The organism is Paenarthrobacter sp. NPDC090522 (assembly GCF_044769225.1).
In the GTDB taxonomy this organism is placed as follows: Bacteria; Actinomycetota; Actinomycetes; order Actinomycetales; family Micrococcaceae; genus Arthrobacter.
Genome location: NZ_JBIVXL010000003.1, coordinates 81,733 through 105,389 on the forward strand (window position 1 = coordinate 81,733; position 23,657 = coordinate 105,389).

The window sequence follows — 23,657 nt, forward strand, 5'->3', positions numbered from 1 at the left end:
CGCGGCGCAGACGCGCGGCACCGGCTCTCCTAGTCGGTCTTCGCCGGCGCAGCGTCAGAGACGATGTCGATCCGCCAGCCCGTCAGTTTCGCCGCGAGCCGGGCGTTCTGGCCTTCCTTGCCAATGGCCAGTGAAAGCTGGTAATCCGGGACTACCACGCGGGCTGAACGGGTGGCCTCGTCCGTAATGGTGACCGAAGTCACCCTCGACGGCGACAGTGAATTGGCGATGAAGGTGGCGGCATCGTCGCTGAAATCGACGATATCGATCTTTTCGTCGTTGAGTTCGGTCATGACGGCGCGGACACGTGAACCCATTTCACCGATGCAGGCACCCTTGGCGTTGACGCCGGCCGCGTTGGCCTTCACCGCGATCTTGGTGCGGTGACCGGCCTCGCGGGCCAGGGCCACGATCTCCACCGAACGGTCCGCGATCTCCGGAACTTCCATTTCGAAGAGCTTGCGGACAAGCCCCGGGTGCGATCGGGACAAGGTGATGGACGGCCCCTTGGCCCCGCGGTGGACGTCCACCACGAAGGCACGGAGACGGCTGCCGTGGAGATACTTCTCGCCGGGGACCTGTTCCGGCGGCGGAAGCAGCGCCTCAACGGTGCCGAGGTTGACCTGGATCATGTGCGGGTTGTTGCCCTGCTGGATCATGCCTGCGACGAGCTCGCCCTCGCGGCCCTTGAATTCACCCAGCACGTTGTCATCCTCAACATCGCGCAGTCGCTGGAGGATGATCTGGCGTGCGGTGCTGGCTGCGATCCGGCCAAAGCCGGCCGGGGTGTCCTCGAACTCGCCCACGGCCTCGCCGTCGTCGTCCAGTTCGGTAGCCCAAATGGTGACGTGGCCACTCTTGCGGTCCAGTTCGGCACGGGCCTTCTCAAAGGCACCGGGCGTCTTGTGGTAGGCCACCAGCAAGGCTTGCTCGATGGTGGGAATCAGGAGGTCCAGCGGGATTTCACGCTCACGCTCCAGGAGCCTCAGTGCGCTCATATCAATATCCATTAGGCCTCCTCGGAAGGTCCATTGTGTTCGTCTGCCAGCCCGGCCTCGTGGAGGTGGCTGAATTCAATCTCGACTTTTCCGTGGCGGATCCTGTCGAAAGGAATGGTGATGGGGTCACCCTGCTTGGGCTTCATGCCCTTCTTGACCTCATGCTCGGGGATGAGCGTCACGGCATCATCCTCCACCGAGGCGATGCGGCCGGTGAGGTTCTCGCCCTGGATGACGTTGACTTTGACCATCCGCCCGCGGGCGCGGTGCCAGTGGCGGGGTTCGGTCAGAGGGCGGCCCACACCGGGTGAGGAAACCTCGAGGTCGTAGGGGCGCCCGTCGTCCTGGGGGTCGTTGTCCAGGATGTCGGACAGGCCGCGGGAAACGTCCGCGATCGCATCCAGGCTCACTCCCCCGGTTTCTTCCTGCGGGAGGTCCACCACGACGTGGACGGTGCGGTGCGAGCCTGCAACGTGGATGGCAACATCCTCGAGGTAGAGCCGGTTGGCCAGGACAGCCGGTTCAAGCAGGGCCTTGAGCCTGCTTTCTTCCGGGTTGCGGATGGTGGCCGTCGAGTTGGTGTCAGTACGGTCTGTTGAAGTCGTGGCTTCCGAGTCACTCACGCTGCCCGCCGCCTCCCGATAGATGTTGTTGTGACTACTAGCCTAACGATTTTCAGAACAACATGGTGCACGGAGTTCGCCGCACACGTGACACCATGGTGTGTTGTGAACGAGCAAACAAGTGAAAAACGGCCACCCCGCCACTGGGTCCGGATTGCGCTCGTTGCGATCGTCGCCCTGCTCGTGATCGGCACGGGCATGGTCCTTGTTCCCCGGGATTCCGGGGCTCCGGCGGCCGTTTCCTTCACGGAGGCAGCACGGAGCGGCGCTTTCAACGACGCCCTCGCGCTTCGTGATTCGGCCTCCTCGCTCGCCGCCTCGCCCTCCTCCGGTGTCGGAGCGGGCACCTGGACGGGTTCTGTGACATTGCTGACAACGCATGCCCGGGCCCTGTTGTCCCCGGTAGTATCCGGTGCTTCCTCCCCTGTTTCCAGCAGTGCCAGGGCCGCGGAACCAACGGCGCCTTCCTTCATCTCGGACCTGGCCGCGAGCGGCCGGAAGCGGCTCGAGGACGCCAAGCAGGCCGACGCCGGAATCGCCCGGCTGCTCGCCGCCGTCGGGACCGCCCAGGTCCTGGACGCCGAACGGCTGGCAAGCCTGTTGAAGCTCCCCCTTCCCACCGCTGGTCCGGACACCAAAGCAACAGCGTCCGCGCAGGCAAGGACCCCGTGCCCCTCGGTGAGCCCGACGCCGGAGCCCACAGCAGCCACGACGGACGCCGCCCTGGCCGCCGCAGTGCGGTCCGAGCACCAGGCCGTCTACGTCCACCAGGTAGCACTCAAGCGCCTGGATGCAACGGCAGCGGTGACCGCCGCCAAGGCGCTCACCACCCATGAGCGCCTCTTGGAACAGGCTGAATCCCTCATCCGGCTCACTTGCGGAGACGTTCCCAACCGGGAGGCCGGCTATAGCCTCTCAACGCAGTTCGCCGGAGACCCTGCCGCGGCACTGGGCACTTTGGAAATCGACTCCCTGCCGGTGTTCGGCGATCTCGTGGCCCTGTCCACCGGTCCCACCCGCGAGTGGGCCGTGGAATCGCTCCTGGCCGCTGCCCGCCGCGGCGCAGCATGGGGCTCTGCCCAGCCCCCGCTGCCGGGGCTCAAGCTCGACGACGGCGACCTGCCGCAGCTGCCTACCCCCGCATCCACGCCGGGGTAGGCCAGCCTTGCCATGCTGGCGGAGACGGCATGGCGGTGCTTGGCTTGGAGCATGGCTTCAACAGAACCTGCCACGATGCACGAGAACGAACCACACCGCGACGACCTCGCCCACCGGCTCAATTGGTTGCGCGCCGGCGTCCTCGGGGCCAATGACGGAATCGTTTCGGTTGCAGCGATCGTGGTGGGCGTGGCCGGTGCCACCACCAACACTGGCAGCATCCTGGCCGCCGGGACTGCCGGGCTGGTAGGTGGTGCGATTTCCATGGCCCTGGGCGAGTACGTCTCGGTGAGCAGCCAAAGCGACACCCAGAAGGCCCTCATTGAAAAGGAGCGCAGGGAGCTCGCCGAACAGCCTGAGGAAGAGCTGGAGGAGCTCACTGCGATCTACCAGGCCAAGGGCCTCAGCGCTGCGACCGCCCGCACCGTGGCCCTCGAGTTGACCGAGCATGATGCCTTGGCCGCCCACCTGTCCGCCGAGCTGAACATCCAGGAGGACGACATCGTCAGCCCTTGGAATGCTGCCTTCGCTTCCGCGGTCGCCTTCACGCTCGGAGCCATCCTCCCGATGCTGGCCATCCTCCTTCCGCCTCCCGGCCTCCGGGTGCCGTTGACGTTCGCCGCAGTGCTGCTCGCCCTGGCGGTCACGGGTGCCGTGGGCGCGTGGATCGGCGGCGCATCCAGGTTCCGGGCGGCTGCGCGGGTGGTCCTGGGCGGTGCCTTGGCGCTGGCAGCCACGTTCTCCATCGGCAGCCTGTTGGGCGCCAGCGGCGTTTTCTGACAGCACGGGCGCTCCGCGGCGCTAGGCTGATCGCGTGAGAATCCACGCCATGATCCCCATCCCGGGCGACCTGCACGCCAGGTACAACCGCGACTCCGCGGGACGTGACTGGCTGGCAAGCCTGCCTGGGCTCATCCGGGACTCCCTGGACCGGTGGGACCTGACGGTTGACCTGGCCCCCGGAACCGAACCCTGGAGCGGCCACGGCGCCTTGGTTGTTCCTGTCCTCCGGGACCGCGTCCAGGGCGCCCTCAAGATCGCCTACCCCCACGACGAGGCGTTGGTGGAGCGCCATGCGTTGACCCTGTGGAACGGCCACGGGGCCGTACGGATGCTGGAGTCGGATGCCGGCAGTTGCTCCATGCTGCTCGAGCGCCTTGATGCTTCTGCGTGGCTGCAGGACGTTCCCCTGGACGTGGCCCGCGATGCCTGGGGTGGCATTGTGCGGCGCCTCTCCATCAGCCCCGACGAGCGGCCGCAGTGGCGGGCGTTCGAGCACGTGGCCGCGACGGCGGAGCGGTGGAGCGATGAACTGCCGCAGGACTGGGAACAGCTCAACCGTCCGTTTCCCCGCTGGCTGCTGGAGGCAGCCCTCGAGGTCTGCCAGACCCGGGGAGCGGTTGGCCGCCGTTCCAGCAGGGATGTACTGGTACACACCGACCTGCACTACATGAACGTCCTGGCGGAGCACGACGGCGGCGAATACCTCGCGATCGACCCGCAACCGCAGGTCGGCGAAGCCGAGTTCGCGGTTGCGCCGGTCCTGTGGAACCGTATCAAGGACCTCCCGCGCAGCTCTCCCGAGGCAGCTTTGCGGGAACGGTGTGCCGACTTCAGCCTCGCCGCGGGCCTGGACCCGGAAACTGCCCGGCAGTGGGGTGTTGCACGGGAGGTTGGGAATGCCCTGTGGTACGCCCGGAAACCATTGCATGCCGGCGATCTGGCCCGTTCCCTCTGGGTGGCCAGTACGCTCGTCGGAAAAACACTGGCGGGCCTCCCGCCCGCGCACGACCTCCCTGGTCCGGGCGAAGCGGTCACCTGAGTCCTACGCGAAGTTGTCGTTCCAGACGTCCACGCCAAGCTTGATGATGAGCGCGGCAACCACGATCAGGAAAACAATGCGGACAAAGCTGCTTCCCCTGGCCACGGCCGTCCGGGCACCGAGGTAGCCGCCGGCCATGTTGGACACGCCCAGCACCAGCCCGAGTCCCCACAGCAGGGAGCCATGCGGCAGGAAGAAGATCAAAGCCCCGGCGTTGGTGGCCATGTTGACGATCTTGGCTTTGGCGCTGGCTTCGAGGAACGCGTACCCCATGGCCGACACCAGGGCGATAACCAGGAACGAGCCCGTTCCTGGGCCAATCAGGCCGTCATAGAAGCCGATGGCTGCCCCGATCAGGCATGCCACCACATAATGCTTGTGGCCATCGTGCCGGAGCGCCGTCAGCTCGCCGGCATTGGGGCGCAGTGCCGTGAAGACCGCGACGGCGATGAGAGCCACCACGATGATGGGCTTGAAGACGCTGGACGGCAATGACGCAGCCAGGATGGCTCCGCCAAAACTTCCGGCCAAAGCGATGATGGCCATGGGGATGGCCGTCTTAAGGTCGGGACCGACACGCCGGTAGAAGGTCACGGCACTCGTAGTGGTGCCGAAGATGGAGCCCATCTTGTTCGTGGCCAGGGCCTGGACGGGCGTGATGCCCGGGACCAGGAGCAGTGCCGGAAGCTGGATCAGTCCTCCGCCACCCACCACCGCATCAACCCAGCCGGCAGCGAATCCAGCCACCACGATCAGGATGACCGTGGTGAGCTGGATCGACTCGAAGCCGGAGATCAACGGCCGCGGACGGCGTTGACCACGTAGTCCACGGCCTTGTCCACCGAAACGTTCTCGGCGTCGCCGCTGCGGCGGTCCTTGATCTCCACGACGCCGTCAACCAGTCCGCGGCCAACGGCCAGGATGGTGGGGACGCCCAGGAGCTCGGCATCGCCGAACTTCACGCCCGGGGAAACCTTGGGGCGGTCATCGTAGATGACGTCCAGTCCGGCGTCCTGCAACTCGGCGGACAGCTTCTCCGCGGCCTCGAAGATTTCGTCGCCACGGCCAACGGCCACCACGTGGACGTCGGCGGGGGCCACCGTTCGCGGCCAAACCAATCCACGGTCATCATGGTTGGCTTCGGCGAGGGCTGCGACGGCGCGAGTAACACCCACGCCGTAGGAGCCCATGGTCACCACTACCTGCTTGCCGTTCTGGTCCAGGACCTTGAGGTCCAGCGCCTCGGCGTACTTGCGGCCAAGCTGGAAGATGTGCCCCATCTCGATGCCACGTGCGGTTTCCAGCGGACCCGAGCCGTCGGGGGCCTCATCACCGGCACGGACCTCCGTGCTTTCGATGATGCCGTCCCAGGTGAAGTCGCGGCCGGCAACGAGCCCGAAAACGTGCTTTCCGTCCTGGTTGGCGCCGGTGACCCAGGCAGTTCCGGAGACCACACGGGGGTCAACCAGGAACAGGAGCTTCGAGGAACCTTCCAGGCCAAGGACGGGTTCTGCCAAGGACAGACCCGGGCCGATGTAGCCCTTGACCAGCCACGGCAGCTTCTTGAGGTCTTCCTCGTTCGCAGCCTCGAGCTGGATCTCGCCGGCGATCGGCAGGAAGGCCCCGATGTTCGCTTCAACCCGCTTGAGGTCTACGGCTCGGTCGCCCGGAACGCCGATGACCACGATCTGGCGCTCACCCGTGGGGAGCGTGACGGCGAGGACGACGTTCTTGAGCGTGTCAGCGGCAGTCCAGGCGCCGCCGTCGGCCTCGCTGCGGGGCGCGAGCTGGTTGGCTGCGTTCACCAGCGTTTCGATGGTGGGAGTATCCGGGGTGTCCAACACCTCCGCTGCGGGGGCGTTGCTGAAGTCGATGTCGGCCGGAACAACCGTGGTGACGGCCTCGACGTTGGCGTAGTAACCGCCTGCCGAGCGCACAAAGGTGTCCTCGCCGATCTCCGTGGGGAACAGGAACTCTTCGCTCTTGGAGCCGCCCATGGCACCGGCCGTGGCCGCGACCGGAATAACCTCCAGGCCGAGCCGTTCAAAGATCTTGAGGTAGGCAGCACGGTGGGCCGCATAGCTGGCGTCCAGGCCGGCGTCGTCGACGTCGAAGGAGTATGAGTCCTTCATGATGAACTCGCGGCCGCGGAGGAGGCCCGCCCGGGGACGTGCCTCATCGCGGTACTTGTTCTGGATCTGGTAGATGCTCAGAGGCAGGTCTTTGTAGGACGAGTACAGGTCCTTGACCAGCAGCGTGAACATCTCCTCGTGCGTCGGTGCCAGGAGGTAGTCGGCGCCTTTGCGGTCCTGGAGGCGGAACAGGCCTTCGCCGTATTCGGTCCAGCGGTTGGTGGCCTCATAGGGTTCGCGGGGAAGGAGCGCCGGGAAATGCACTTCCTGCGCACCGATGGCTGCCATCTCCTGGCGGACGATTTCCTCCACCTTGCGCAGCACGCTCAGGCCCAAGGGCAACCACGTGTAGATGCCGGGGGCAGCGCGGCGGATGTAGCCGGCACGGACCAGGAGCTTGTGGCTGGCCACCTCGGCGTCGACGGGATCTTCGCGCAGGGTGCGCAGGAACAACTGGGAAAGGCGAAGGACCACGGGTACCTATCCGTTTCTATGGCAGTCAGGGCAAAAAGAACTGTGTACTAATCTACCGGCTGCGCGCCGCCCCTCTGGAACGCGGGACACAGAAGAGCCACGCCCTCGCGTCTGGAAGCCCCTGGCCGAATCCGGCTGGTCATCCTGCGAAGGCGTGGCTCAACGGCCGGCCGGCCGCAGGCTCTGTCCGGGGACTAGTCCCCCATTCCCTCCAGCGGAATGGGATCGCCTGCGACTGGGAAGCATTGGTCATTGCCGAACTCACGGGTGGCGCAGCTGCGTGTAGCAACCTTCAAGGTCAAAGTCATGATTTCCCCCTAGCCACCCGCACCCCAACGACACGGCTAGGGACGAATGTATGTGATTGGAGACACCTTTTCAAGGATTCCAGGGCATGATCCGGCCTTGACCAAGGAGGTGCACGGACCTACTTTTATTTCATCAGGTGATGAATTGTCAGTCTCGGAGGTCGCCATGTCCCGGGTTGCCAAGCACGCTGGAGGGACGCAGGCCAGTGCGATCGAAGCATCAGGACTTCACATCTCGCGTGGCCGGACCAGGATTATCCGCGGTCTCGATTTCACCGTTGGCAGTGGTCGGATCACTGGGCTCCTTGGCCCCTCCGGCAGCGGCAAGACAACGCTCATGCGCGGCATAGTGGGCGTCCAGCGCCTCACCCACGGCTCCCTGACCGTCCTGGGACTGCCTGCCGGGAGCGCGGCACTGAGGCACGACGTCGGTTACGTCACCCAAGGCGCCAGCGTCTACGGGGACTTGAGCGTCGAGGGCAACGTCAGGTACTTCGGAGCCATGCACAGCGCGACGGCGGCCGACGCCAGCGAGGCGATTGCCGCCGTCGGGCTTCAGGACTTTGCCCGCCGGAAGGCCGCCGACCTGTCCGGCGGACAGTTCAGCCGTGTGTCGCTGGCGTGTGCGCTGGTGTCCCGCCCGAAACTGTTGGTACTGGACGAACCGACCGTGGGGCTGGACCCGGTGCTGCGCGCGGAGCTTTGGGAACGCTTCGCGGCCATGGCGGAGACCGGCACCACGCTGCTGGTGTCCAGCCACGTCATGGAAGAGGCATCTCATTGTTCCTCGCTCCTGCTGCTGCGCGACGGACTGCTGTTGGCACAACTGACTCCGGACCAACTCGCCGAACGTGGTCGGAGCAAAGACCTGGAACGGGCGTTCCTGACCCTGATCAAGGAAGGCCCGGGGACTTCGGCCCCGACGCTGGGCCGTCACGAAAGGACGGTGGCATCATGAATCCGCGCATGACCTTGGCCACCGCTGCCAGGGTCCTGGGCCAATTGCGCCACGACCACCGCAGCGTTGGCCTCATCCTGGTGGTGCCGGCCCTGCTGCTCGCGGCGGTGTACTTCCTTTTCGAGAATGAAACCCTGCCTCCGGGCGTCCCGCGCACCTTCGACCGTGTTGGGCTCATGATGCTTGCAATCTTCCCGTTCGTGGTCATGTTCCTGGTCACGTCGATCACCATGCTCCGCGAGCGGACGTCGGGGACGCTGGAACGGCTGCTTACCACGCCCATCCACAAGGCCGACCTGCTGTTCGGCTATGCCCTGGCATTCTCCATCGTGGCCGCGTTGCAGTCGTTGGTGGCCACGGCAGTGGCCTACTGGGTCTTCAATCTGGACATCAAGGGCAGCCCCGGTTTGGTGGTGATGATCGCCGTCATCAACGCCGTGCTGGGCGTTGCCTTGGGACTGCTGTGTTCAGCCTTCGCCCGGACCGAGTTCCAAGCCGTGCAGTTCATGCCGGTTGTGGTGGTGCCGCAGATCCTGTTGTGCGGCCTGTTCGTGGCACGCGACCACATGAATGACGTCCTCGACTCCATCTCCGGAGTCCTGCCCTTGACCTTCTCCGTGGACGCGCTGCAGGAGATCGCCGGGAATACCGACGCAACACAGGTACTCTGGCAGGACACGCTGGTGATGGGAGCAATCGTGGTGGGAGTCCTGGTCCTTGCCTCACTGACACTACGGAGGCAGACTGCATGAGCTTGCAGCCCCTGCGCCGGGGCCGACGGGGAGCCGGCGACCATTCCAGGGAAGCGATCCTCACGGCTGCCCGCAAGCTGTTCGCCGAGCAGGGCTTCGATGGCACCAGCCTGCGCCAGGTTGCCCGAGAAGCTTCCGTGGATCCGGCCATGGTGCACCACTTCTTCAAAGGCAAGGACGAACTTTTTGCCGCGAGCGTGGAGTTGCCCGCCAACCCCGCCGAGGTCCTGGCCGGCGTCGATGCCCTTGACCCTTCCGCCCGCGCCGAGGCAATCGTCAAAGCGATCCTGCGGCTGTGGGAGGGGCCCGCGCAGCACGCTTTGGTGGCCTTCGTCAGGGGCACCATCGGCTCCAAGGCCAAGACGGCACTCCTCCGCGAAATGGTGAGCAGGACGGTTTTGGCCCGGATCGCCACAGGCCTTCCCGTGGACGAGCAGGAAGCCAAGCTCCGCGGCAACCTGGTGGCCTCGCAGCTGATCGGCCTCATGGTGGCCCGCTACGTTGTACGGCTGGAGCCCTTGGCATCGGCCACTGAAGAAGACGTGGTGCGCATGGTGACTCCCACCATCCACCGGTACCTCACGGGCGAACTGGACTGAGCAACACCAGCAGTGGTTGGCCCTGGGCCGGGTCCAACCACTGCCGCCCAAAGCAGGTGCTACTTGATGAGTTCCACCGCTTGGTCGAGTAGTGCCGAGACGCTTTCGATGGCGTCGGCTTCAGACGTGCCGCCGATCCCGATCACCGAGACCAAGACATTCTCGTCAATGGTTTGGGCCAGGATCATCGAGCCCTTTTCGCCGGTGGCAGCTGCCGTGTCCATCCGGTAGGCGACTGTGGCATGGGCCGGCTTCTTGGCACCAAGATCCGTGACCGTCATGGTGCTGGATCCGGTGGGTCCGTTCATGGTGAGGGTGCCGCACTTGGCGAGGTTTTCCTTGCTCGCGTCCAATTCGGCTGCGATGGCGTCACCCAGCCCGGTGCCGAGCGAGATGGTTGAGATGCTGCCAGAGGCCGCATCCTGGCTGACGCCGACGGCTGCCTTCACCCCCTCCAACGGCCGGGCGAGTGATCCCATGGCCATGTCCTTGCACACCGCCGGCTGGACATCCACTTGCTCCATCAAGGCCTTGCTTTGGGCCATGGACCCGGAGAGGTCGGCCGTGGATGTCACGCTGAGCTTTGTCCCGCGCTTATCTGTCATCTTCGCGAGGACGGCGTTAAGATCTTCGAGCGTGAACTCCTTCGCCGGGGTGGGTGTTGGCGTAGGTGTCGCAGTCGCCGATTCGCTGGCGGGAGCGGATGCTGCATCCGTGGACGTGCCTGCACCGCCACATGCGGTGAGCCCCATGACCAACAGTCCTGACACGGCGAATCCGCGCAGAGCATTCTTATTCATTTGTTCCCCAAAGGAAAGTCGAGTGATGTGCTGACGAACGTCAGCGGGATAAGACTACAAGTTGCAACGCGCGGAAAAGGAACCGGGCCTAGAACAACACAGTTGCGAACGTTCCTGCTTGCTTGAAGCCCACCCGCTCGTAGCTTGCCCGGGCCTTCGAGTTGTAGTCGTTCACGTAAAGGCTCGTCACCGGAGCGAAGGTCCGGGAAAGATTGACGACGGCGGCCATGTAGCCTGCGCTTTGGCCACGGCCACGGAGCTCCGGATTCATCCAGACGCCCTGCACCTGGGTGACGTCCTGCGTGACCGCGCCGAGTTCGGCCTTGAACACCACCGTGCCCCGGGCATCGATATGAACCAGGGAATGACCTTGCCGGATGAGCCCTGCGACGCGCCGGCTGTAGAAGTCCTGGCCGCCCAGATAGGGCGAGTACCCCACTTCTTCCTCGAACATGGCGGCGCAGGCCGGAAGGATGAGCTCGAAGTCCGCCATGGTACCGAATGTCAGCGACGGGTTGGCTGGAATGGCCGGCGCACCCGAAATGGTCAGGAGCGGTTGCCGGGAACGAACCTCATGGGCATAGTGGCCCAGTTGTTCAAACCGTGAGTAAAGGGCCAGCACGGTTTCCGCAGGCCCGAAAATAGATGCATAACGACGACCCGATTGATGGGCTGCTGCTGCCACGTCGCCCACCCATTCGGGGTCCAGTTGCACGGGAACCAGGTTGGCCCCCGCCCAACAAGCTCCCAGGAGCCGGTCGTCGTCGAAAACGCCGATGACGCTGGCTCCACCGCTGGTGGGCGCAGCCGTCCCCACGCTGTCCAGGTGGGCGAGGATGAAGACGTTGGCTACGGGATCCTGGTTCGCAAGCGCGCGAAGGGCCAGGGTGTCGGCACCGCCGAGCACCCTGACGCCCAGGCCAGTCCCGTTACGAGACGCTAACCACGGGGCTACCTTTGACAGCATCTTCGCCATCGGCCTCCCCCATCTCTTCGGCGATGCGCATCGCCTCTTCGATCAGTGTCTCAACAATTTGGCTTTCGGGCACGGTCTTGATGACTTCGCCCTTCACGAAGATCTGTCCCTTGCCGTTGCCTGAGGCCACGCCAAGGTCTGCTTCGCGGGCCTCGCCCGGTCCGTTGACCACACAGCCCATGACGGCCACGCGCAACGGGATCTCCATGCCTTCCAGGCCGGCGGTCACCTGCTCGGCCAAGGTGTAGACATCCACCTGGGCGCGGCCGCACGACGGACAGGACACAATCTCCAGCTTGCGCGGACGCAGGTTCAGGGACTGCAGGATCTGGTTGCCCACCTTGATCTCCTCCACCGGCGGTGCAGAGAGGGAGACGCGGATGGTGTCGCCGATGCCACGGGACAGCAAAGCTCCGAAGGCGGTGGCCGACTTGATGGTTCCCTGGAACGCCGGGCCGGCTTCAGTAACGCCGAGGTGCAGGGGCCAGTCGCCCTTCTCTGCGAGCATCTCGTAGGCGGCAACCATCACCACGGGATCGTTGTGCTTCACGGAGATCTTGAAGTCGTGGAAGCCGTGTTCCTCGAACAGCGAGGCTTCCCAGACTGCCGACTCAACCAATGCTTCAGGAGTGGCCTTGCCGTACTTCTTGAGGATGCCGGGCTCCAGCGAGCCGGCATTCACCCCGATCCGGATGGACGTGCCATGGTCCTTGGCAGCGGCCGCGATTTCCTTGACCTGGTCATCGAACTTGCGGATGTTTCCCGGGTTGACGCGGACCGCTGCGCAGCCTGCCTCGATCGCGGCGAACACGTACTTCGGCTGGAAGTGGATGTCCGCGATCACGGGGATCTGGGACTTGCGGGCGATGATCGGCAACGCCTCGGCGTCGTCCGCGGACGGGCACGCAACCCGGACAATGTCGCATCCGGAGGCCGTCAACTCGGCGATCTGCTGGAGCGTGGCGTTGATGTCCGTGGTGGGCGTGGTGGTCATGGACTGCACGCTGATGGGGTAATCGGAGCCAACACCAACGGATCCAACCTTGATTTGCCGCGTCTTACGGCGTGGGGCAAGGACGGGTGGTGGGGCTGCTGGCATTCCCAGGCTGACCGAGGTCACGTGGACTCCTTGGGTTTGGGGTGTATCTGGTGGTGGGATGCCCGGACTAGGACACGTGGTCCGAGAGGAGGCCGATGATCGGGGACCATTCAGTGGTGCGGATTCCGGCGATGGCACCAGCGTCCGCGAACGGATCCTTCTTCAGGAGTTCATTGAGTTCGGCCTCATCCTGGGACTTGAAGACGAGGAGCGCGCCTGCGCCGTCACCGTACGGGCCGCTCGCGAGGAGCTTGCCCTCTTCAGCCAGGTCGCCGAGCCAGGCTCGGTGGGCGGGGCGGGCTTCATCGCGGAGGGCGCCGGATTCGGCGACGTACACATACTCAACAGCGAAAACAGTCATGGAGTTAGCCTATCCCGGTCCGCCGCATGATCCGCCATCGGAAGGCCCCGCCAATCGGCCTAGCCAAAGATGTTGACCGGCTTGACGATGTCCGCGTAGATCAACAGCGCACCCATGGCCATCAGGAGCGCGGCCACGACGTAGGTAGCCGGGAGGAGCTTGGCGATGTCGAACGCACCGGGGTCAGGCTTGCCGCGCAAGGCGGCCACCCGGCGTCGAACGCCTTCATAGAGCGCACCGGCCACATGGCCGCCATCCAGCGGAAGCAAGGGGATGAGGTTGAAGATCGCCAGGGCGAAGTTGAGGCCCGCAAGCAGCCCCACCAACGTTCCGATCCGGGCCTGCAACGGCACCTGTTCCATGGCTGCGACCTCGCCGGCCACGCGGCCCACGCCCACCACGCTGATGGGGCCGTTCGGGTCCCGGGGCTCTTCGCTGAAGGCGGCCTTGGCGACACCCACCACCCTGGCGGGCAGGTTGAAGATCACACCGGAGATCTGCTTGATGTTCTCCCCGGCCATGGGCAAAACGCTCGACGCCGGTTGGGGCACCAAGGCGCTTTGGGCGCCTATGCCCAGGAACCCGACCTCTTGGTATTTCAGGACGCCGCTGGCGTCCTGCTCCTGGCGGCCGTCGGTACCGATGACCGGGCGGGACGAGAGGACCGGAGTGACTGTGGTGGAGACGACGGACCCATTGCGTTCCACCGTGATGGGAACTTCCTTGCCCGCGGAGGCCCTGATCCAGCCCGTCAGTTCATCCCAGCTGGTGACCTGTTTTCCGTCGAAGGTCTTGACGGTGTCGTTGGGCTGGAGTCCTGCCGCCGCGGCCGGGGTGGGCTTGCAGTCGGCGGAATCCGGATCCACGGTCTGCCCTGCGGCCACCTGGCATTTGGAGACGTCGGCGATAGTGGTGGTTGCCTGCGCGGTACCGAATCCCATGAGGAGGACGGCCGTGAGCACCAGCCCAATGAGCATGTTCATGGCGGGACCGCCGAGCATGATGATGATCTTTTTCCACACCGGCAGCTTGTAGAACACCCGGTTCTCGTCGCCGGGGCCAACTTCCTCGTGCGCCACGGAGCGGGCTTCGGAAGCCAAGGTCTGGAACATGCCCGTACTGGACGGGCGGACACCGCCGTCTTCCTTGTTGGGCGGGTACATGCCGATCATCGCCACGTATCCGCCGAGCGGAAGTGCTTTGAACCCGTACTCGGTTTCACCCTTCCTGCGGGACCACAGGGTGGGACCGAAGCCAATCATGTACTTGGTCACGCGCACCTTGAAGAGCTTCGCGGGAACCAAGTGGCCCACTTCGTGAAGCGCGATGGAGACGGCGACGCCGATGGCGACGAAAACGACTCCGAGGATGAAGAGAAGGACGGGACTCATGCGGCTGGGACTGCTTCCATCAAGGCTGGGTAGGTATGGCTATGAGGTGCTGGTGGCTAAACGATCGTGGGTACGGGCACGTGCCCACACCTCAGCATCCAGCACCGACTCCACCGTTAGCTCGGAGGACCCTGAATGTTCGCTGAGGACGGACTCCACAGTATCCACGATGTCCGTGAAGCGGATGCGGCCGGCATGGAACGCCTCCACGGCTTCCTCGTTGGCTGCGTTGAAAACCGCCGGGAACGTACTCCCCTGCTTCGCGGCGTCCTTGGCAAGGTCAACGGCCGGAAACGCCACAGAGTCCAGGGGCTCGAAGGTCCAACTGGTGGCTTGCGTCCAGTCACAGGCCTGGGCAGCGCGTGGCACCCGGTCCGGCCAGCCAAGGCCCAACGCTATGGGCAGGCGCATGTCCGGCGGTGAGGCCTGCGCGATGATGGAGCCGTCAATGAACTGGACCATGGAGTGGACCACCGACTGGGGATGTACCACCACATCGATCCTGTCCAGGGGAACATCGAACAGCAGGTGTGCCTCGATCACTTCCAGCCCCTTGTTCACCAGGCTGGCGGAGTTGGTAGTGACCATCAGGCCCATGTCCCAGGTCGGGTGCGCGAGTGCTTCCTGCGGCGTGACCTCTTGGAGTTGCTCCCGCGTTCGTCCGCGGAACGGACCACCGGAAGCAGTGAGGATCAGTTTGTCCACTTCGCCGGCCGTGCCGGAACGCAGGCACTGCGCGATGGCGGAATGCTCCGAATCCACGGGAACAATCTGGTCCGGCCGGGCGGCCGCCTTCACCAAGGCGCCGCCAACAATCAAGGACTCCTTGTTGGCGAGCGCCAGCGTGGCGCCCGACCCCAGGGCCGCCAGCGTTGGGGCAAGTCCAATGGATCCGGTAATACCGTTAAGGACCACATCGCAGGCGATGGCGGCAATGTGGGTAGACGCGTCCGGCCCCACGTAGATGTCCGGTTCATAGGCACCCAGTCCCGCGGAGGCCGCGAATGCGGCGATCAGCTGCCGCAACTGGCCGCCGTCGCCATGGGCGATTCCAACGGCTTGGGCGCGGACATGGACGGCCTGCTGCGCGATCAGTTCGGGGTTCCCGCCACCGGCGCTCAGGGCCACTACTTCGAAGAGATGCGGCGCGGCGTCGATCACCTCGATGGCCTGTGTGCCGATGGAACCGGTGGACCCGAGGATGACGATCTTTCGCGGCTGCATGCTTCCAGTATCCCAGTAGCAGCGGTGCCCGGTGAACGCCGCAGCACCCGCAGGTGGACACCCTGTTGACCGCCGGCCAGCGGGCGTAGCGTGGGGATCGTGGAGTGGCTTTCCTGGGTCGACGCACGGGATTACGAGCTCGCGAGGCAGGTCCTGCAACGTGGAACCGCCGCGCTGTACTTCCTCGCCTTCCTGTCCACGTTGAACCAGTTCCCGGTACTCCTGGGCGAGCGCGGCCTGCTTCCGGTTGCGGACTTGGCGCGGCGGATGGGCAGGCCCACCCTCTTCCGCTGGCGCTACTCGGACCGGCTGTTGCGCCTGGTCTGCTGGGTGGGCCTGGCGGTCTCGGCGACGCTTGTGCTCGGTGTCCCACAGGCAGGGCCGCCGTGGGTGCCCATGCTGGCGTTCCTTGCCGTGTGGTTCCTGTACATGTCGATCGTGAATGTGGGCCAAACCTTCTACGGTTTCGGTTGGGAGATCCTCCTGCTGGAGGCAGGTTTCACCGTGGCGTTCCTTGGCTCGGACCAGACTCCCCCACCCACCACCGTCCTGCTCCTGATCGTTTGGCTCGTTTTCAGGCTGGAGTTCGGCGCCGGCATGATCAAGATCCGCGGCGGAAGGGAGTGGCGGGACATGACCGCCATGTTCTACCACCACGAGACCCAGCCCATGCCCGGGCCGCTGAGCCGCCAGGCCCACCTGCTCCCGCGGCCCTTGCACAAGGTGGAAGTGGCCGGCAACCACATCGCCCAACTGGTGGTCCCTTTCTTCCTGTTCGCACCCCAGCCACTGGCAGGCATCGCCGCAGGGATCATCATCGTCACCCAGCTATGGCTGGTGGCCAGCGGCAATTTCGCCTGGCTCAACTGGGCGGCCATCGTCTTGGCGTTCGCTGCCGTGAGCGACCCCGTGGCGCACGCGGTGTTCCCCTTCATTCCACTTGAGTGGCACCCGGGCGCCCAATCCCCGATCTGGTGGACCGGCGTCGTACTGGCCGTGACGGCACTGTTGCTGGTGCTCAGCTACCGCCCGCTCCGCAACCTGTTTTCGCGCAGGCAGCTCATGAATGCAAGCTTTAACCGGTGGCGCCTGGTCAACGCCTACGGAGCGTTCGGGACGGTCACCAAGCAACGCGTCGAGGTGGTGGTGGAGGGGACGCTGGACGAGCAACCGGACGCGCCGGACGATCGATGGCTGGAGTACGGATTCAAGGGCAAGCCCGGTGATGTCCGCCGGTTGCCGCGGCAGTGGGCGCCTTATCACCTCCGTCTGGACTGGCTCATGTGGTTCCTGCCCCTGCGAACCGTCCACGAGGACTGGTTCTACGCTTTCCTGGACAAGCTCCTGGCGGCCGACGCGCCAACGCTGGGACTGCTTCGCCATGACCCCTTCGACGGCGAACGGCCGCGTTGGGTGCGGGCGCGCAGCTTCCTGTACCGTTTCGCCAGCCGTGCCGAGTTCAGGGAAACCGGCCAACGCTGGGTGCGCGTGCCCCTCTACGAGGCCATCCCGCCTTTGTCACTGGACACGCGACGCCGGTGGCTTCCTTAGTTGCCCGCACCAAGGCCTACACCACAGCGTCGGCCAGCCCCGCGGCTCCGTGGACTGTGGCCTCATCCGGTGCAGCCTCCCCCGCGACGGTTTCATCCACCGCAGCACGCTTGCTGCTCCGCTTGCTGGTTGGTACGGTCACGGCTTTCTGCTCCACCGCTTCGGCCGCGATATAGAGGCCTTCGCGGTTGAGGTGCCGTGAGTAGCTCGAATCCAGGTACAGGGTGGGGAATGAATCCTCGCTGTTCATCTCCGCAGCCTTGGCCAGGAGAGCGCTGTACAGGTACTCCTTGACAGCTCCGGCCCCGGCTCCCCCGCCATAGACGTAGGCAACCTCCGTGGTGGCGCCTACCACGGCCAAGACCCGGCCGAACTGCTCGGCAACTTCCTTCGCGAAGAACATGGTCTCTTCGTCGACGAATGCCTTGACGCGGTCGTAAAAATTCAGCTTCAACCGCGACGGCCCGGCATGCAGGTACTCCGAGAGTTGCTTGCGGGAGGTGAACCCGGTCTGGAATCCGCGGTCCCGCATGGCCTTCATGGCATCGGTCAGCACCGATCCGTAGCCCTTCTTGAACGTCGTGGACGCATCGGCGTTGAACTGGCCCGCTGTGAAAACCGGAAAATTCACGGTTCCTTCGCCAATGTCGATGCCGATGGTGTGCTGCGCGGCCAGGACATCTCCCGGAGTGATGCCGTCCAGGGGAAGGCCCCGACGGCGGACATCGGCAAGCATCGCTTCCATCAAGGGCTCGCCCTTGGCGGTGATCGCGTATTGGGCGGAGGCGCCTTCCGGTATGACCTGCACGTCCATGAAGCGCAGCTTGACGGTCACGGGCGTCTCGAAATTGTGCACCGTCACCGTGTGGACGCCGTTCATGAACTCTGCGGCATAGCTGGTCCGATGCGAAAGGTATTCATCGATGGGCAGCGCCAGTGCCACCCGTGCACGCACACTCAGGACTTCCTCGCCCGGGGGCAATGAGCCGTTGGCGCGCACGTGGTCACGGACCGCCTTGGCTGCGAACACGCCCATGACCAGGATCTTGCTCAGTTCCTGCTGGGCTTTGCTCCGATGGCCAATGACATCGAATTCCTCAAATGCTCCTTGGGCGCTCAGGGCCCTCAAGCCGAAGAGGCGCCGGTACGTGTCGCCGATCAGTGTCGATTCGAAGCTCACATCCAATTCGTTGTAGAAGTCGCCCTCCATCCGGGCCGGCGCCTCCCGGTCCGGTGTTGGAAGTGCATTGGAACGGGTGATAAGTGCCACGCCGCTGGGAAGGTCGATCTCATCGCCATCGGAGCCACCGGAACCCAGCGGTCCGCGGATGATTCCTTTGACGTAGCCATTGCCTACGTCGATGCCGCCGGTGAGATTGGTCGAAATGGTCATGGGAAAGTCCCTTCAGTGTGCGTGGGTGTGGTTCGGGTTGCAGCGGGCGCCGTTATCGCCGCAGTTGGGCGAAGAGGTGGTTGACGTCAACTGGCGCCGCCGCAGGCGGATTGTCCGGTGCGGCTCCGGGATCGGCGGGGGTTGGCGTGGGCTCCCCCGGCACGGCGCCGGAAGCTTCACTGGAGATGCTGTCGTCAGGACGGTCTCTGCCGGCGGGGAGTTGCACGACGGGCCTGTTGACGATGTCCACATAGCCTTGACGGGCAATGCTCTCCCGGATCAGCATGCGGATGGACAGCGACTGGTTGTCCTGCAGTTCCAGCCACGCGATGACGGCTTCATCCGCGTGGGGCACCGTCAATCGGTAACGGTGCGGCGGCTGCTTCGCGGCCCCCGGGGTTCGAAGATCGGTCACGTGGTTCTCCTTCGCTGGCTTTCACCTGTGCGATCAAACCCGTCCCGGGATTGACCTGCCTGTGGTCAGGACTGGCCAAGATCGCACCGGTCACAACCCAGAAGTGGCCGGGATGACCCGATCGTGACGCAACACGCGGCGAAGGATCGCAACTGAGCCTGAAGGATCAGCGGACGTTAGGGTCAGCGGACGCCCGAGCCCACCTGAGACGTACGCGGCGGGGCCGTGGACTCGCGGACCGCCAAGTGGGTGGCGAGTTCCACCCGGCGGGAGTCGATGTCCTCGCCATGCATTTGACGGAGGATGAACCGCAGGGCCGAGCGCCCCATTTCCTGCAGTGGTTGGGAGACGGAGGTCAACGGCGGTACGGACTGTTCAGCTTGGTGCGTCCCGTCGAATCCCACCAGGCTCATGTCGTCCGGAATCCTGACGTGCTGCCTCCGCGCCTCCGCCAGGACGCCCAGGGCAATGCTGTCGCTCCCGGCAAAGATGGCCGTGGGTGGGTTGTCGAGGGCAAGCAAGGTTTTCATGGCGCGGACGCCGTTGGACGGCCGGAACGCACCGGCAGAGACGTACTCGTGGTCCACGGAGATGCCTTCAGCCATCAGCGCGGCCATGTAGCCGTGCAGGCGGGCCTGGCTGCACTCGGCCTCACTGGGACCACCGATGAAGGCGATGTGCCGATGTCCCAACTCCAGCAGGTGCGTGGTGGCGGCCTTTCCGCCGGCCCAGTTGCTGGCACCCACACTGCAGACATCCGCCGGTGGCGGATTGAGGGGATCGACGACGGCGATGGGAATCTGCCGCCGTTGGAAGGCCTCCAACTGTGCGGAGTTGTAGGCCGAGGTCACCACAATCATTCCGCTGCGGCCCTCGTCGATCATCCGCTGGGCACGCTCTTCCGGACCCAGCGGTGAGGAACCTTCCCGGCTGGTGACCGAGAGGATCACCTCCATGTCCGATGCCGCGGCGTGTTCCATGATCCCGTTGAGTACTTCCACGGAGTAGGCCGAATTCAGTGAATCGAAGACCACCTCCACGGCCCGGCGTTCCGGAACTGCCCGGCGCTGCAGCGGCGATTTGTAGCCTGTGCGTTGCAGGGCTGCGAGGACCCTCGCCCTGGTCCCTTCGGCCACGTCTTCGCGGCCGTTGACCACTTTGGAGACCGTTGGAGTGGAAACTCCGGCTTCCTTGGCAACGGCGGCCAGCGTCAGCTTGGCCGACTCCCTGCTGTTTCCCATGAATCCTGCTTTCGAAAAAATTTCGATGTGCTTCGATCATCGTGCACCAACCCCAGTGAAGCAACATCCTCCAGAAAATGAGCAGAAGAACTCTTGACGAGCACACGTTTGCGCTTTAGTTTAGACCGCAACCTAAATCAGGTGAGCGAAACTTTTCGAATCATTTCGAATACTCCCTTGTTCAATCATGCGAAAACACATGGAGAAGCAATGAAGCAATTCCAGTCCTCCCGCCGTTCCTTCCTGGCCCTCGCTGCCCTCACGCCCTTCGCGGCCATGGCAACCACCGCCTGTGGAACCTCAGGTCCCGGCGGAACGGGCGCAGGTGGCGGCGCCAGCATGTGGTTCCTGACAGGAGAGCCGAACCAGAGCATCATGCAGAAGGCAGCGGATGCTTTCGGCGCCGCGAATGCCGACAACAAGATCAGCATCACGTACTTCCAAAACGACGCCTACAAAACGAAGATCAAGACCGCCATCGGCGCCGGCCAGGCACCGACCATCGTTTACGGCTGGGGCGGAGGCGGCCTCAAGACCTACGCCGAGGCCAACCAAGTGGAAGACCTGACGGCATGGTTCGATGCCAACCCGGACCTGAAAAAGAAGTTCTTCCCATCGTCCTTTGGCGCAGCCACCGTCAAAGGCAAGATCTACGCGCTGCCCAACCAGGCCGTTGCACCGATCGTCCTCTACTACAACAAGGATCTGTTCGCGAAGGCCGGAGTCCAGCCGCCCAAGACCTGGGACGACATCATGTCCTTGGTGAAGACGTTCAATGACATGGGTGTGGCGCCCTTCTCCCTGGGCGGCCAGTCCCGCTGGACGTCGATGATGTGGCTGGAGTACCTGTTGGACCGCATCGGAGGTGCAGAGGTCTTCAATGCGATCTTCGAAGGCAAGGCTGATGCCTGGAAGCACCCGGCCGTCATCGAAACGGGTACCAAGATCCAGGAACTCGTCTCGGCCGATGGCTTCATCAAGGGCTTCTCTTCCATAACCGCGGATTCCAAGGCCGACCAAGCCCTCCTTTTCACGGGCAAGGCCGCCATGATGCTTCATGGCTCCTGGACCTATGGATCCATGAAGAAGGACGGGCAAAACTTTGTCCAGGACGGCAAACTCGGCTTCGTTCAGTTCCCCACGGTGGCTGGCGGCAAGGGCGATCCCAAGAGCGGCGTAGGCAACCCGGCGCAGTACATGTCCATTTCGTCGAAGGCCTCCGACAAGGAAAAAGAGACCGCCAAGAAGTTCTTCAAGGACGGCATCATGACTGACACGGTCATTGACGCCTACATCAACTCGGGTTCCGTACCGATCGTGAATGGTATTGAAGGCAAGCTTTCGTCCTCTCCGGACAAGGACTTCCTCAACTTCGTCTACGACCTGGCCAAGAATGCGCCCACGTTCCAACAGTCCTGGGACCAGGCACTAAGCCCCACCGCGGCCGAGGCCCTCCTTAACAACATCGACCAACTCTTCCTGAAGTCGATCACCCCGCAGCAGTTCGCCGAGAACATGAACGCAACCCTGGGCAAATGAGCACCTCCACTGCAGCCAGGACGGCGGCCCGCCGGACTGTGGACGCATCTGAGGGCCGGAAGAACTCCGCACTTGCATGGCTTACCGTGCCTGCGCTGCTCTTCTTTGTCATCTTCGCTCTCGTCCCCCTGGTGGGTGTCCTCTTCCTGAGCTTCGCCAACTGGGACGGCATCGGGGCGATCGGTGCCGCCGGGCTGGACAATTGGTTCAGCGTCCTTGCCGATCCCGGCTTGTACAACGCGCTCGGTCTCACCTTCCTGATCATGATCGTTTCATGGCTCGTCCAAACCCCCATCAGTCTCCTGCTGGGCGTCTTCACCGCCGGGAGCCAGAAGTACCGGGCCGCCCTGGCGGTCCTCTACTTCCTGCCGCTCCTGTTGTCCTCAGCAGCCGTTGCCATCGCTTTCAAGGCCCTCCTGGACCCGAACTTCGGCCTGGCAATGGGCCTCGGACTGCCCTTCCTGGCACAGGACTGGCTGGGTGTACCCCAACTTGCCCTTGGCTTGGTCATCTTCGTCATCGCCTGGCAGTTCGTGCCGTTCCACACACTCATTTACCAAGGTGGAGTGCGCCAAATCCCCAAGTCCTTGTACGAGGCCGCCCAGATCGATGGAGCGGGCACCATCAAGCAGTTCTTCCACATCACGCTCCCGCAGCTCAAGTACACGATCATCACATCATCCACGCTGATGGTGGTGGGTTCGCTGACCTACTTTGACTTGATCTTCGTCCTGACGGGCGGCGGCCCGGGCAACTCCACGCGGATCCTGGCCCTGGACATGTACCTGCGCGGCTTCCGGGCCAACCTCATGGGTCCGGCCAGCGTCATCGCCGTCATTCTCGTCGTCATCGGCCTCGTATTGGCCCTGTTCCTTCAACGCCTGGGTGGCAAGGACAAGCAGGGCAGCCAATTGGAAGGTATGTAGCGTGAGCACAGTTCTGACACCCCAGCAGCAATCGCCCGTAACAGGCTCGCCCACCAAACCACCAGCCAACCGGCAAGGCCTGCTGACCCGTATCCGGCGGCTCAACCTTCCGGGCGGCCTTGGCGGCTGGCTCTGGCTCGCGGTCATCATCATTCCGGTGTACTACATCGTCATTACCAGCCTGAAGACGTCAGAGGGCTACTTCGGCCAGAACCCCTTGGCGCCACCTGCCTCGCCCACGTTCGAGAACTACCAGCTGGTCCTCGAATCCGATTTCGCCAGATACTTCATGAACAGCGTGATGGTCACCTTGGGTGCCGTGGTCCCCACGGTCCTGATCTCCTTCATGGCCGCCTTCGCGATTGTCCGTGGCCGCGGCCGGTTCCTCAAACTGGTGAATGGCATGTTCCTCATGGGGCTGGCCATCCCGCTGCAGGCGACGATTATCCCGATCTACCTGATGATCATCCGCTTGAACCTCTATGACAGCCTCCTGGCCATCATGCTGCCCTCGATCGCCTTTGCCATCCCCCTGACGGTCCTTATTCTGTCCAACTTCATCAGGGACGTTCCCAACGAGCTCTTCGAATCCATGCGGCTTGATGGCTGCAGCGAATGGCAAACGATGTGGCGACTGGCGCTGCCTCTTACCCGGCCCGCGATCGTCACCGTGTCCATCTACAACGGGCTCCATGTGTGGAACGGCTTCCTGCTGCCCCTGGTGCTCACCCAGAGCCCCAACCTGCGTGTCCTCCCCTTGGCTTTGTGGACGTTCCAGGGCGAATACAGCGTCAACATTCCGGCCGTCCTGGCTTCGGTGGTGCTGAGCACCCTCCCCATCCTGGTGCTCTACGTCGTAGGGCGCCGCCAGCTGCTCAGTGGCCTGACCGCCGGATTCAGCAAATAGAAAGGAATTC

At 64.1% G+C, this 23,657-nt stretch carries 23 protein-coding genes; 10 read left to right on the plus strand and 13 right to left on the minus strand.

Going from position 1 to position 23,657, the window contains the following annotated elements:
- Positions 1-29: 29 nt before the first annotated feature.
- Both nusA and rimP read right to left on the minus strand, forming a co-directional pair.
- Positions 30-1,010: a transcription termination factor NusA gene (gene nusA, locus ACIQT2_RS04320; RefSeq protein WP_397323982.1), complete on the minus strand. Its 981-nt coding sequence runs from the start codon at positions 1,008-1,010 to the stop codon at positions 30-32.
- Entirely contained in the window at positions 1,010-1,621 is a 612-nt protein-coding gene (gene rimP / locus ACIQT2_RS04325; RefSeq protein ID WP_400271339.1) for a ribosome maturation factor RimP, read from the minus strand. The genes nusA and rimP overlap by 1 nt, the downstream gene beginning before the upstream one ends.
- 105 nt (positions 1,622-1,726) lie before the next feature.
- Between rimP and ACIQT2_RS04330 the strand changes: the two genes are divergently transcribed.
- The 3 genes from ACIQT2_RS04330 to ACIQT2_RS04340 are packed head-to-tail and all read left to right on the plus strand — an operon-like array spanning position 1,727 to position 4,601.
- Positions 1,727-2,779 carry a DUF4439 domain-containing protein gene (locus tag ACIQT2_RS04330; RefSeq protein ID WP_402943917.1) on the plus strand — a complete coding sequence of 351 codons (1,053 nt, stop codon included), beginning with the start codon at positions 1,727-1,729 and terminating at the stop codon, positions 2,777-2,779.
- Between the two features lie 51 nt (positions 2,780-2,830).
- Positions 2,831-3,559, plus strand: a complete 729-nt coding sequence (locus ACIQT2_RS04335) for a VIT family protein (RefSeq protein WP_400331420.1) — start codon at positions 2,831-2,833, stop codon at positions 3,557-3,559.
- A 49-nt stretch (positions 3,560-3,608) separates the two neighbouring features.
- Positions 3,609-4,601, plus strand: coding sequence for an aminoglycoside phosphotransferase family protein (locus ACIQT2_RS04340; RefSeq protein ID WP_402944356.1), 993 nt, complete (start codon positions 3,609-3,611; stop codon positions 4,599-4,601).
- 3 nt (positions 4,602-4,604) lie between these two features.
- Here ACIQT2_RS04340 and ACIQT2_RS04345 read toward each other — a convergent pair whose 3' ends face one another.
- Entirely contained in the window at positions 4,605-5,399 is a 795-nt protein-coding gene (locus ACIQT2_RS04345; protein ID WP_402943920.1) for a sulfite exporter TauE/SafE family protein, read from the minus strand.
- Positions 5,396-7,207 (minus strand): proline--tRNA ligase, encoded by a 1,812-nt coding sequence (locus ACIQT2_RS04350; protein ID WP_402943922.1) that lies wholly within the window; start codon positions 7,205-7,207, stop codon positions 5,396-5,398. The genes ACIQT2_RS04345 and ACIQT2_RS04350 overlap by 4 nt, the downstream gene beginning before the upstream one ends.
- 474 nt (positions 7,208-7,681) lie before the next feature.
- Between ACIQT2_RS04350 and ACIQT2_RS04355 the strand changes: the two genes are divergently transcribed.
- Genes ACIQT2_RS04355 through ACIQT2_RS04365 form a run of 3 tightly spaced genes read left to right on the plus strand, consistent with a single transcriptional unit; the run spans position 7,682 to position 9,824 of the window.
- Complete coding sequence (locus ACIQT2_RS04355) at positions 7,682-8,473, plus strand: ABC transporter ATP-binding protein (protein WP_402944359.1); 792 nt, start codon at positions 7,682-7,684, stop codon at positions 8,471-8,473.
- 8 nt (positions 8,474-8,481) lie between these two features.
- The gene (locus tag ACIQT2_RS04360; protein ID WP_402944361.1) at positions 8,482-9,225 is read left to right on the plus strand and encodes an ABC transporter permease; all 744 of its coding nucleotides are present in this window, start codon (positions 8,482-8,484) and stop codon (positions 9,223-9,225) included.
- Positions 9,222-9,824 (plus strand): TetR family transcriptional regulator, encoded by a 603-nt coding sequence (locus ACIQT2_RS04365; protein WP_400331410.1) that lies wholly within the window; start codon positions 9,222-9,224, stop codon positions 9,822-9,824. The genes ACIQT2_RS04360 and ACIQT2_RS04365 overlap by 4 nt, the downstream gene beginning before the upstream one ends.
- A gap of 59 nt (positions 9,825-9,883) precedes the next feature.
- Here ACIQT2_RS04365 and ACIQT2_RS04370 read toward each other — a convergent pair whose 3' ends face one another.
- The 6 genes from ACIQT2_RS04370 to dxr form a co-directional block, all read right to left on the minus strand.
- Positions 9,884-10,624: a hypothetical protein gene (locus tag ACIQT2_RS04370; protein WP_402943926.1), complete on the minus strand. Its 741-nt coding sequence runs from the start codon at positions 10,622-10,624 to the stop codon at positions 9,884-9,886.
- Positions 10,625-10,712: 88 nt separating this feature from the next.
- Complete coding sequence (locus tag ACIQT2_RS04375) at positions 10,713-11,591, minus strand: DUF4081 domain-containing protein (protein ID WP_402944364.1); 879 nt, start codon at positions 11,589-11,591, stop codon at positions 10,713-10,715.
- Complete coding sequence (gene ispG / locus ACIQT2_RS04380; protein WP_387433889.1) at positions 11,554-12,720, minus strand: flavodoxin-dependent (E)-4-hydroxy-3-methylbut-2-enyl-diphosphate synthase; 1,167 nt, start codon at positions 12,718-12,720, stop codon at positions 11,554-11,556. Before ispG ends, ACIQT2_RS04375 begins: the two co-directional genes overlap by 38 nt.
- A gap of 46 nt (positions 12,721-12,766) precedes the next feature.
- Positions 12,767-13,060, minus strand: a complete 294-nt coding sequence (locus tag ACIQT2_RS04385) for a YciI family protein (protein ID WP_397323971.1) — start codon at positions 13,058-13,060, stop codon at positions 12,767-12,769.
- Between the two features lie 59 nt (positions 13,061-13,119).
- Positions 13,120-14,451, minus strand: a complete 1,332-nt coding sequence (locus ACIQT2_RS04390; RefSeq protein ID WP_400331405.1) for a M50 family metallopeptidase — start codon at positions 14,449-14,451, stop codon at positions 13,120-13,122.
- A gap of 39 nt (positions 14,452-14,490) precedes the next feature.
- A complete protein-coding gene (gene dxr, locus ACIQT2_RS04395; RefSeq protein ID WP_402943929.1) occupies positions 14,491-15,675 on the minus strand; it encodes a 1-deoxy-D-xylulose-5-phosphate reductoisomerase in 1,185 nt (394 codons plus the stop codon).
- A gap of 99 nt (positions 15,676-15,774) precedes the next feature.
- Here dxr and ACIQT2_RS04400 point away from each other — a divergent pair, with 99 nt between their 5' ends.
- On the plus strand, positions 15,775-17,226 hold the full coding sequence (locus ACIQT2_RS04400) for a lipase maturation factor family protein (protein ID WP_402943932.1): 1,452 nt from the start codon (positions 15,775-15,777) through the stop codon (positions 17,224-17,226).
- 16 nt (positions 17,227-17,242) lie between these two features.
- Here ACIQT2_RS04400 and ACIQT2_RS04405 read toward each other — a convergent pair whose 3' ends face one another.
- The 3 genes from ACIQT2_RS04405 to ACIQT2_RS04415 all read right to left on the minus strand — a co-directional run bounded on the left by ACIQT2_RS04405 (position 17,243) and on the right by ACIQT2_RS04415 (position 20,275).
- Positions 17,243-18,619: a hypothetical protein gene (locus ACIQT2_RS04405; protein ID WP_400331397.1), complete on the minus strand. Its 1,377-nt coding sequence runs from the start codon at positions 18,617-18,619 to the stop codon at positions 17,243-17,245.
- 52 nt (positions 18,620-18,671) lie between these two features.
- Positions 18,672-19,034, minus strand: a complete 363-nt coding sequence (locus ACIQT2_RS04410; protein WP_402943935.1) for a hypothetical protein — start codon at positions 19,032-19,034, stop codon at positions 18,672-18,674.
- Positions 19,035-19,216: 182 nt separating this feature from the next.
- Complete coding sequence (locus ACIQT2_RS04415; RefSeq protein ID WP_402943937.1) at positions 19,217-20,275, minus strand: LacI family DNA-binding transcriptional regulator; 1,059 nt, start codon at positions 20,273-20,275, stop codon at positions 19,217-19,219.
- A gap of 210 nt (positions 20,276-20,485) precedes the next feature.
- Between ACIQT2_RS04415 and ACIQT2_RS04420 the strand changes: the two genes are divergently transcribed.
- From ACIQT2_RS04420 to ACIQT2_RS04430, 3 genes are read left to right on the plus strand one after another with little or no spacing between them, the layout of a single operon-like run.
- A complete protein-coding gene (locus ACIQT2_RS04420; RefSeq protein WP_402943939.1) occupies positions 20,486-21,814 on the plus strand; it encodes an extracellular solute-binding protein in 1,329 nt (442 codons plus the stop codon).
- Positions 21,811-22,740, plus strand: a complete 930-nt coding sequence (locus ACIQT2_RS04425; RefSeq protein ID WP_402943942.1) for a carbohydrate ABC transporter permease — start codon at positions 21,811-21,813, stop codon at positions 22,738-22,740. Before ACIQT2_RS04420 ends, ACIQT2_RS04425 begins: the two co-directional genes overlap by 4 nt.
- A 1-nt stretch (position 22,741) precedes the next feature.
- A complete protein-coding gene (locus ACIQT2_RS04430; protein ID WP_400331383.1) occupies positions 22,742-23,647 on the plus strand; it encodes a carbohydrate ABC transporter permease in 906 nt (301 codons plus the stop codon).
- Positions 23,648-23,657 lie beyond the last annotated feature (10 nt).

Excerpts from the sequence above, each read along its gene's own strand:
- nusA (WP_397323982.1), bottom strand. The coding sequence starts at position 1,010 with ATGGATATTGATATGAGCGCACTGAGGCTCCTGGAGCGTGAGCGTGAA.
- ACIQT2_RS04335 (WP_400331420.1), top strand. The coding sequence starts at position 2,831 with ATGGCTTCAACAGAACCTGCCACGATGCACGAGAACGAACCACACCGC.
- ACIQT2_RS04340 (WP_402944356.1), top strand. The coding sequence starts at position 3,609 with ATGATCCCCATCCCGGGCGACCTGCACGCCAGGTACAACCGCGACTCC.
- ACIQT2_RS04355 (WP_402944359.1), top strand. The coding sequence starts at position 7,682 with ATGTCCCGGGTTGCCAAGCACGCTGGAGGGACGCAGGCCAGTGCGATC.
- ACIQT2_RS04360 (WP_402944361.1), top strand. The coding sequence starts at position 8,482 with ATGACCTTGGCCACCGCTGCCAGGGTCCTGGGCCAATTGCGCCACGAC.
- ACIQT2_RS04365 (WP_400331410.1), top strand. The coding sequence starts at position 9,222 with ATGAGCTTGCAGCCCCTGCGCCGGGGCCGACGGGGAGCCGGCGACCAT.
- ACIQT2_RS04370 (WP_402943926.1), bottom strand. The coding sequence starts at position 10,624 with ATGAATAAGAATGCTCTGCGCGGATTCGCCGTGTCAGGACTGTTGGTC.
- ACIQT2_RS04375 (WP_402944364.1), bottom strand. The coding sequence starts at position 11,591 with ATGCTGTCAAAGGTAGCCCCGTGGTTAGCGTCTCGTAACGGGACTGGC.
- ACIQT2_RS04385 (WP_397323971.1), bottom strand. The coding sequence starts at position 13,060 with ATGACTGTTTTCGCTGTTGAGTATGTGTACGTCGCCGAATCCGGCGCC.
- ACIQT2_RS04390 (WP_400331405.1), bottom strand. The coding sequence starts at position 14,451 with ATGAGTCCCGTCCTTCTCTTCATCCTCGGAGTCGTTTTCGTCGCCATC.
- dxr (WP_402943929.1), bottom strand. The coding sequence starts at position 15,675 with ATGCAGCCGCGAAAGATCGTCATCCTCGGGTCCACCGGTTCCATCGGC.
- ACIQT2_RS04405 (WP_400331397.1), bottom strand. The coding sequence starts at position 18,619 with ATGACCATTTCGACCAATCTCACCGGCGGCATCGACGTAGGCAATGGC.
- ACIQT2_RS04415 (WP_402943937.1), bottom strand. The coding sequence starts at position 20,275 with ATGGGAAACAGCAGGGAGTCGGCCAAGCTGACGCTGGCCGCCGTTGCC.
- ACIQT2_RS04420 (WP_402943939.1), top strand. The coding sequence starts at position 20,486 with ATGAAGCAATTCCAGTCCTCCCGCCGTTCCTTCCTGGCCCTCGCTGCC.
- ACIQT2_RS04425 (WP_402943942.1), top strand. The coding sequence starts at position 21,811 with ATGAGCACCTCCACTGCAGCCAGGACGGCGGCCCGCCGGACTGTGGAC.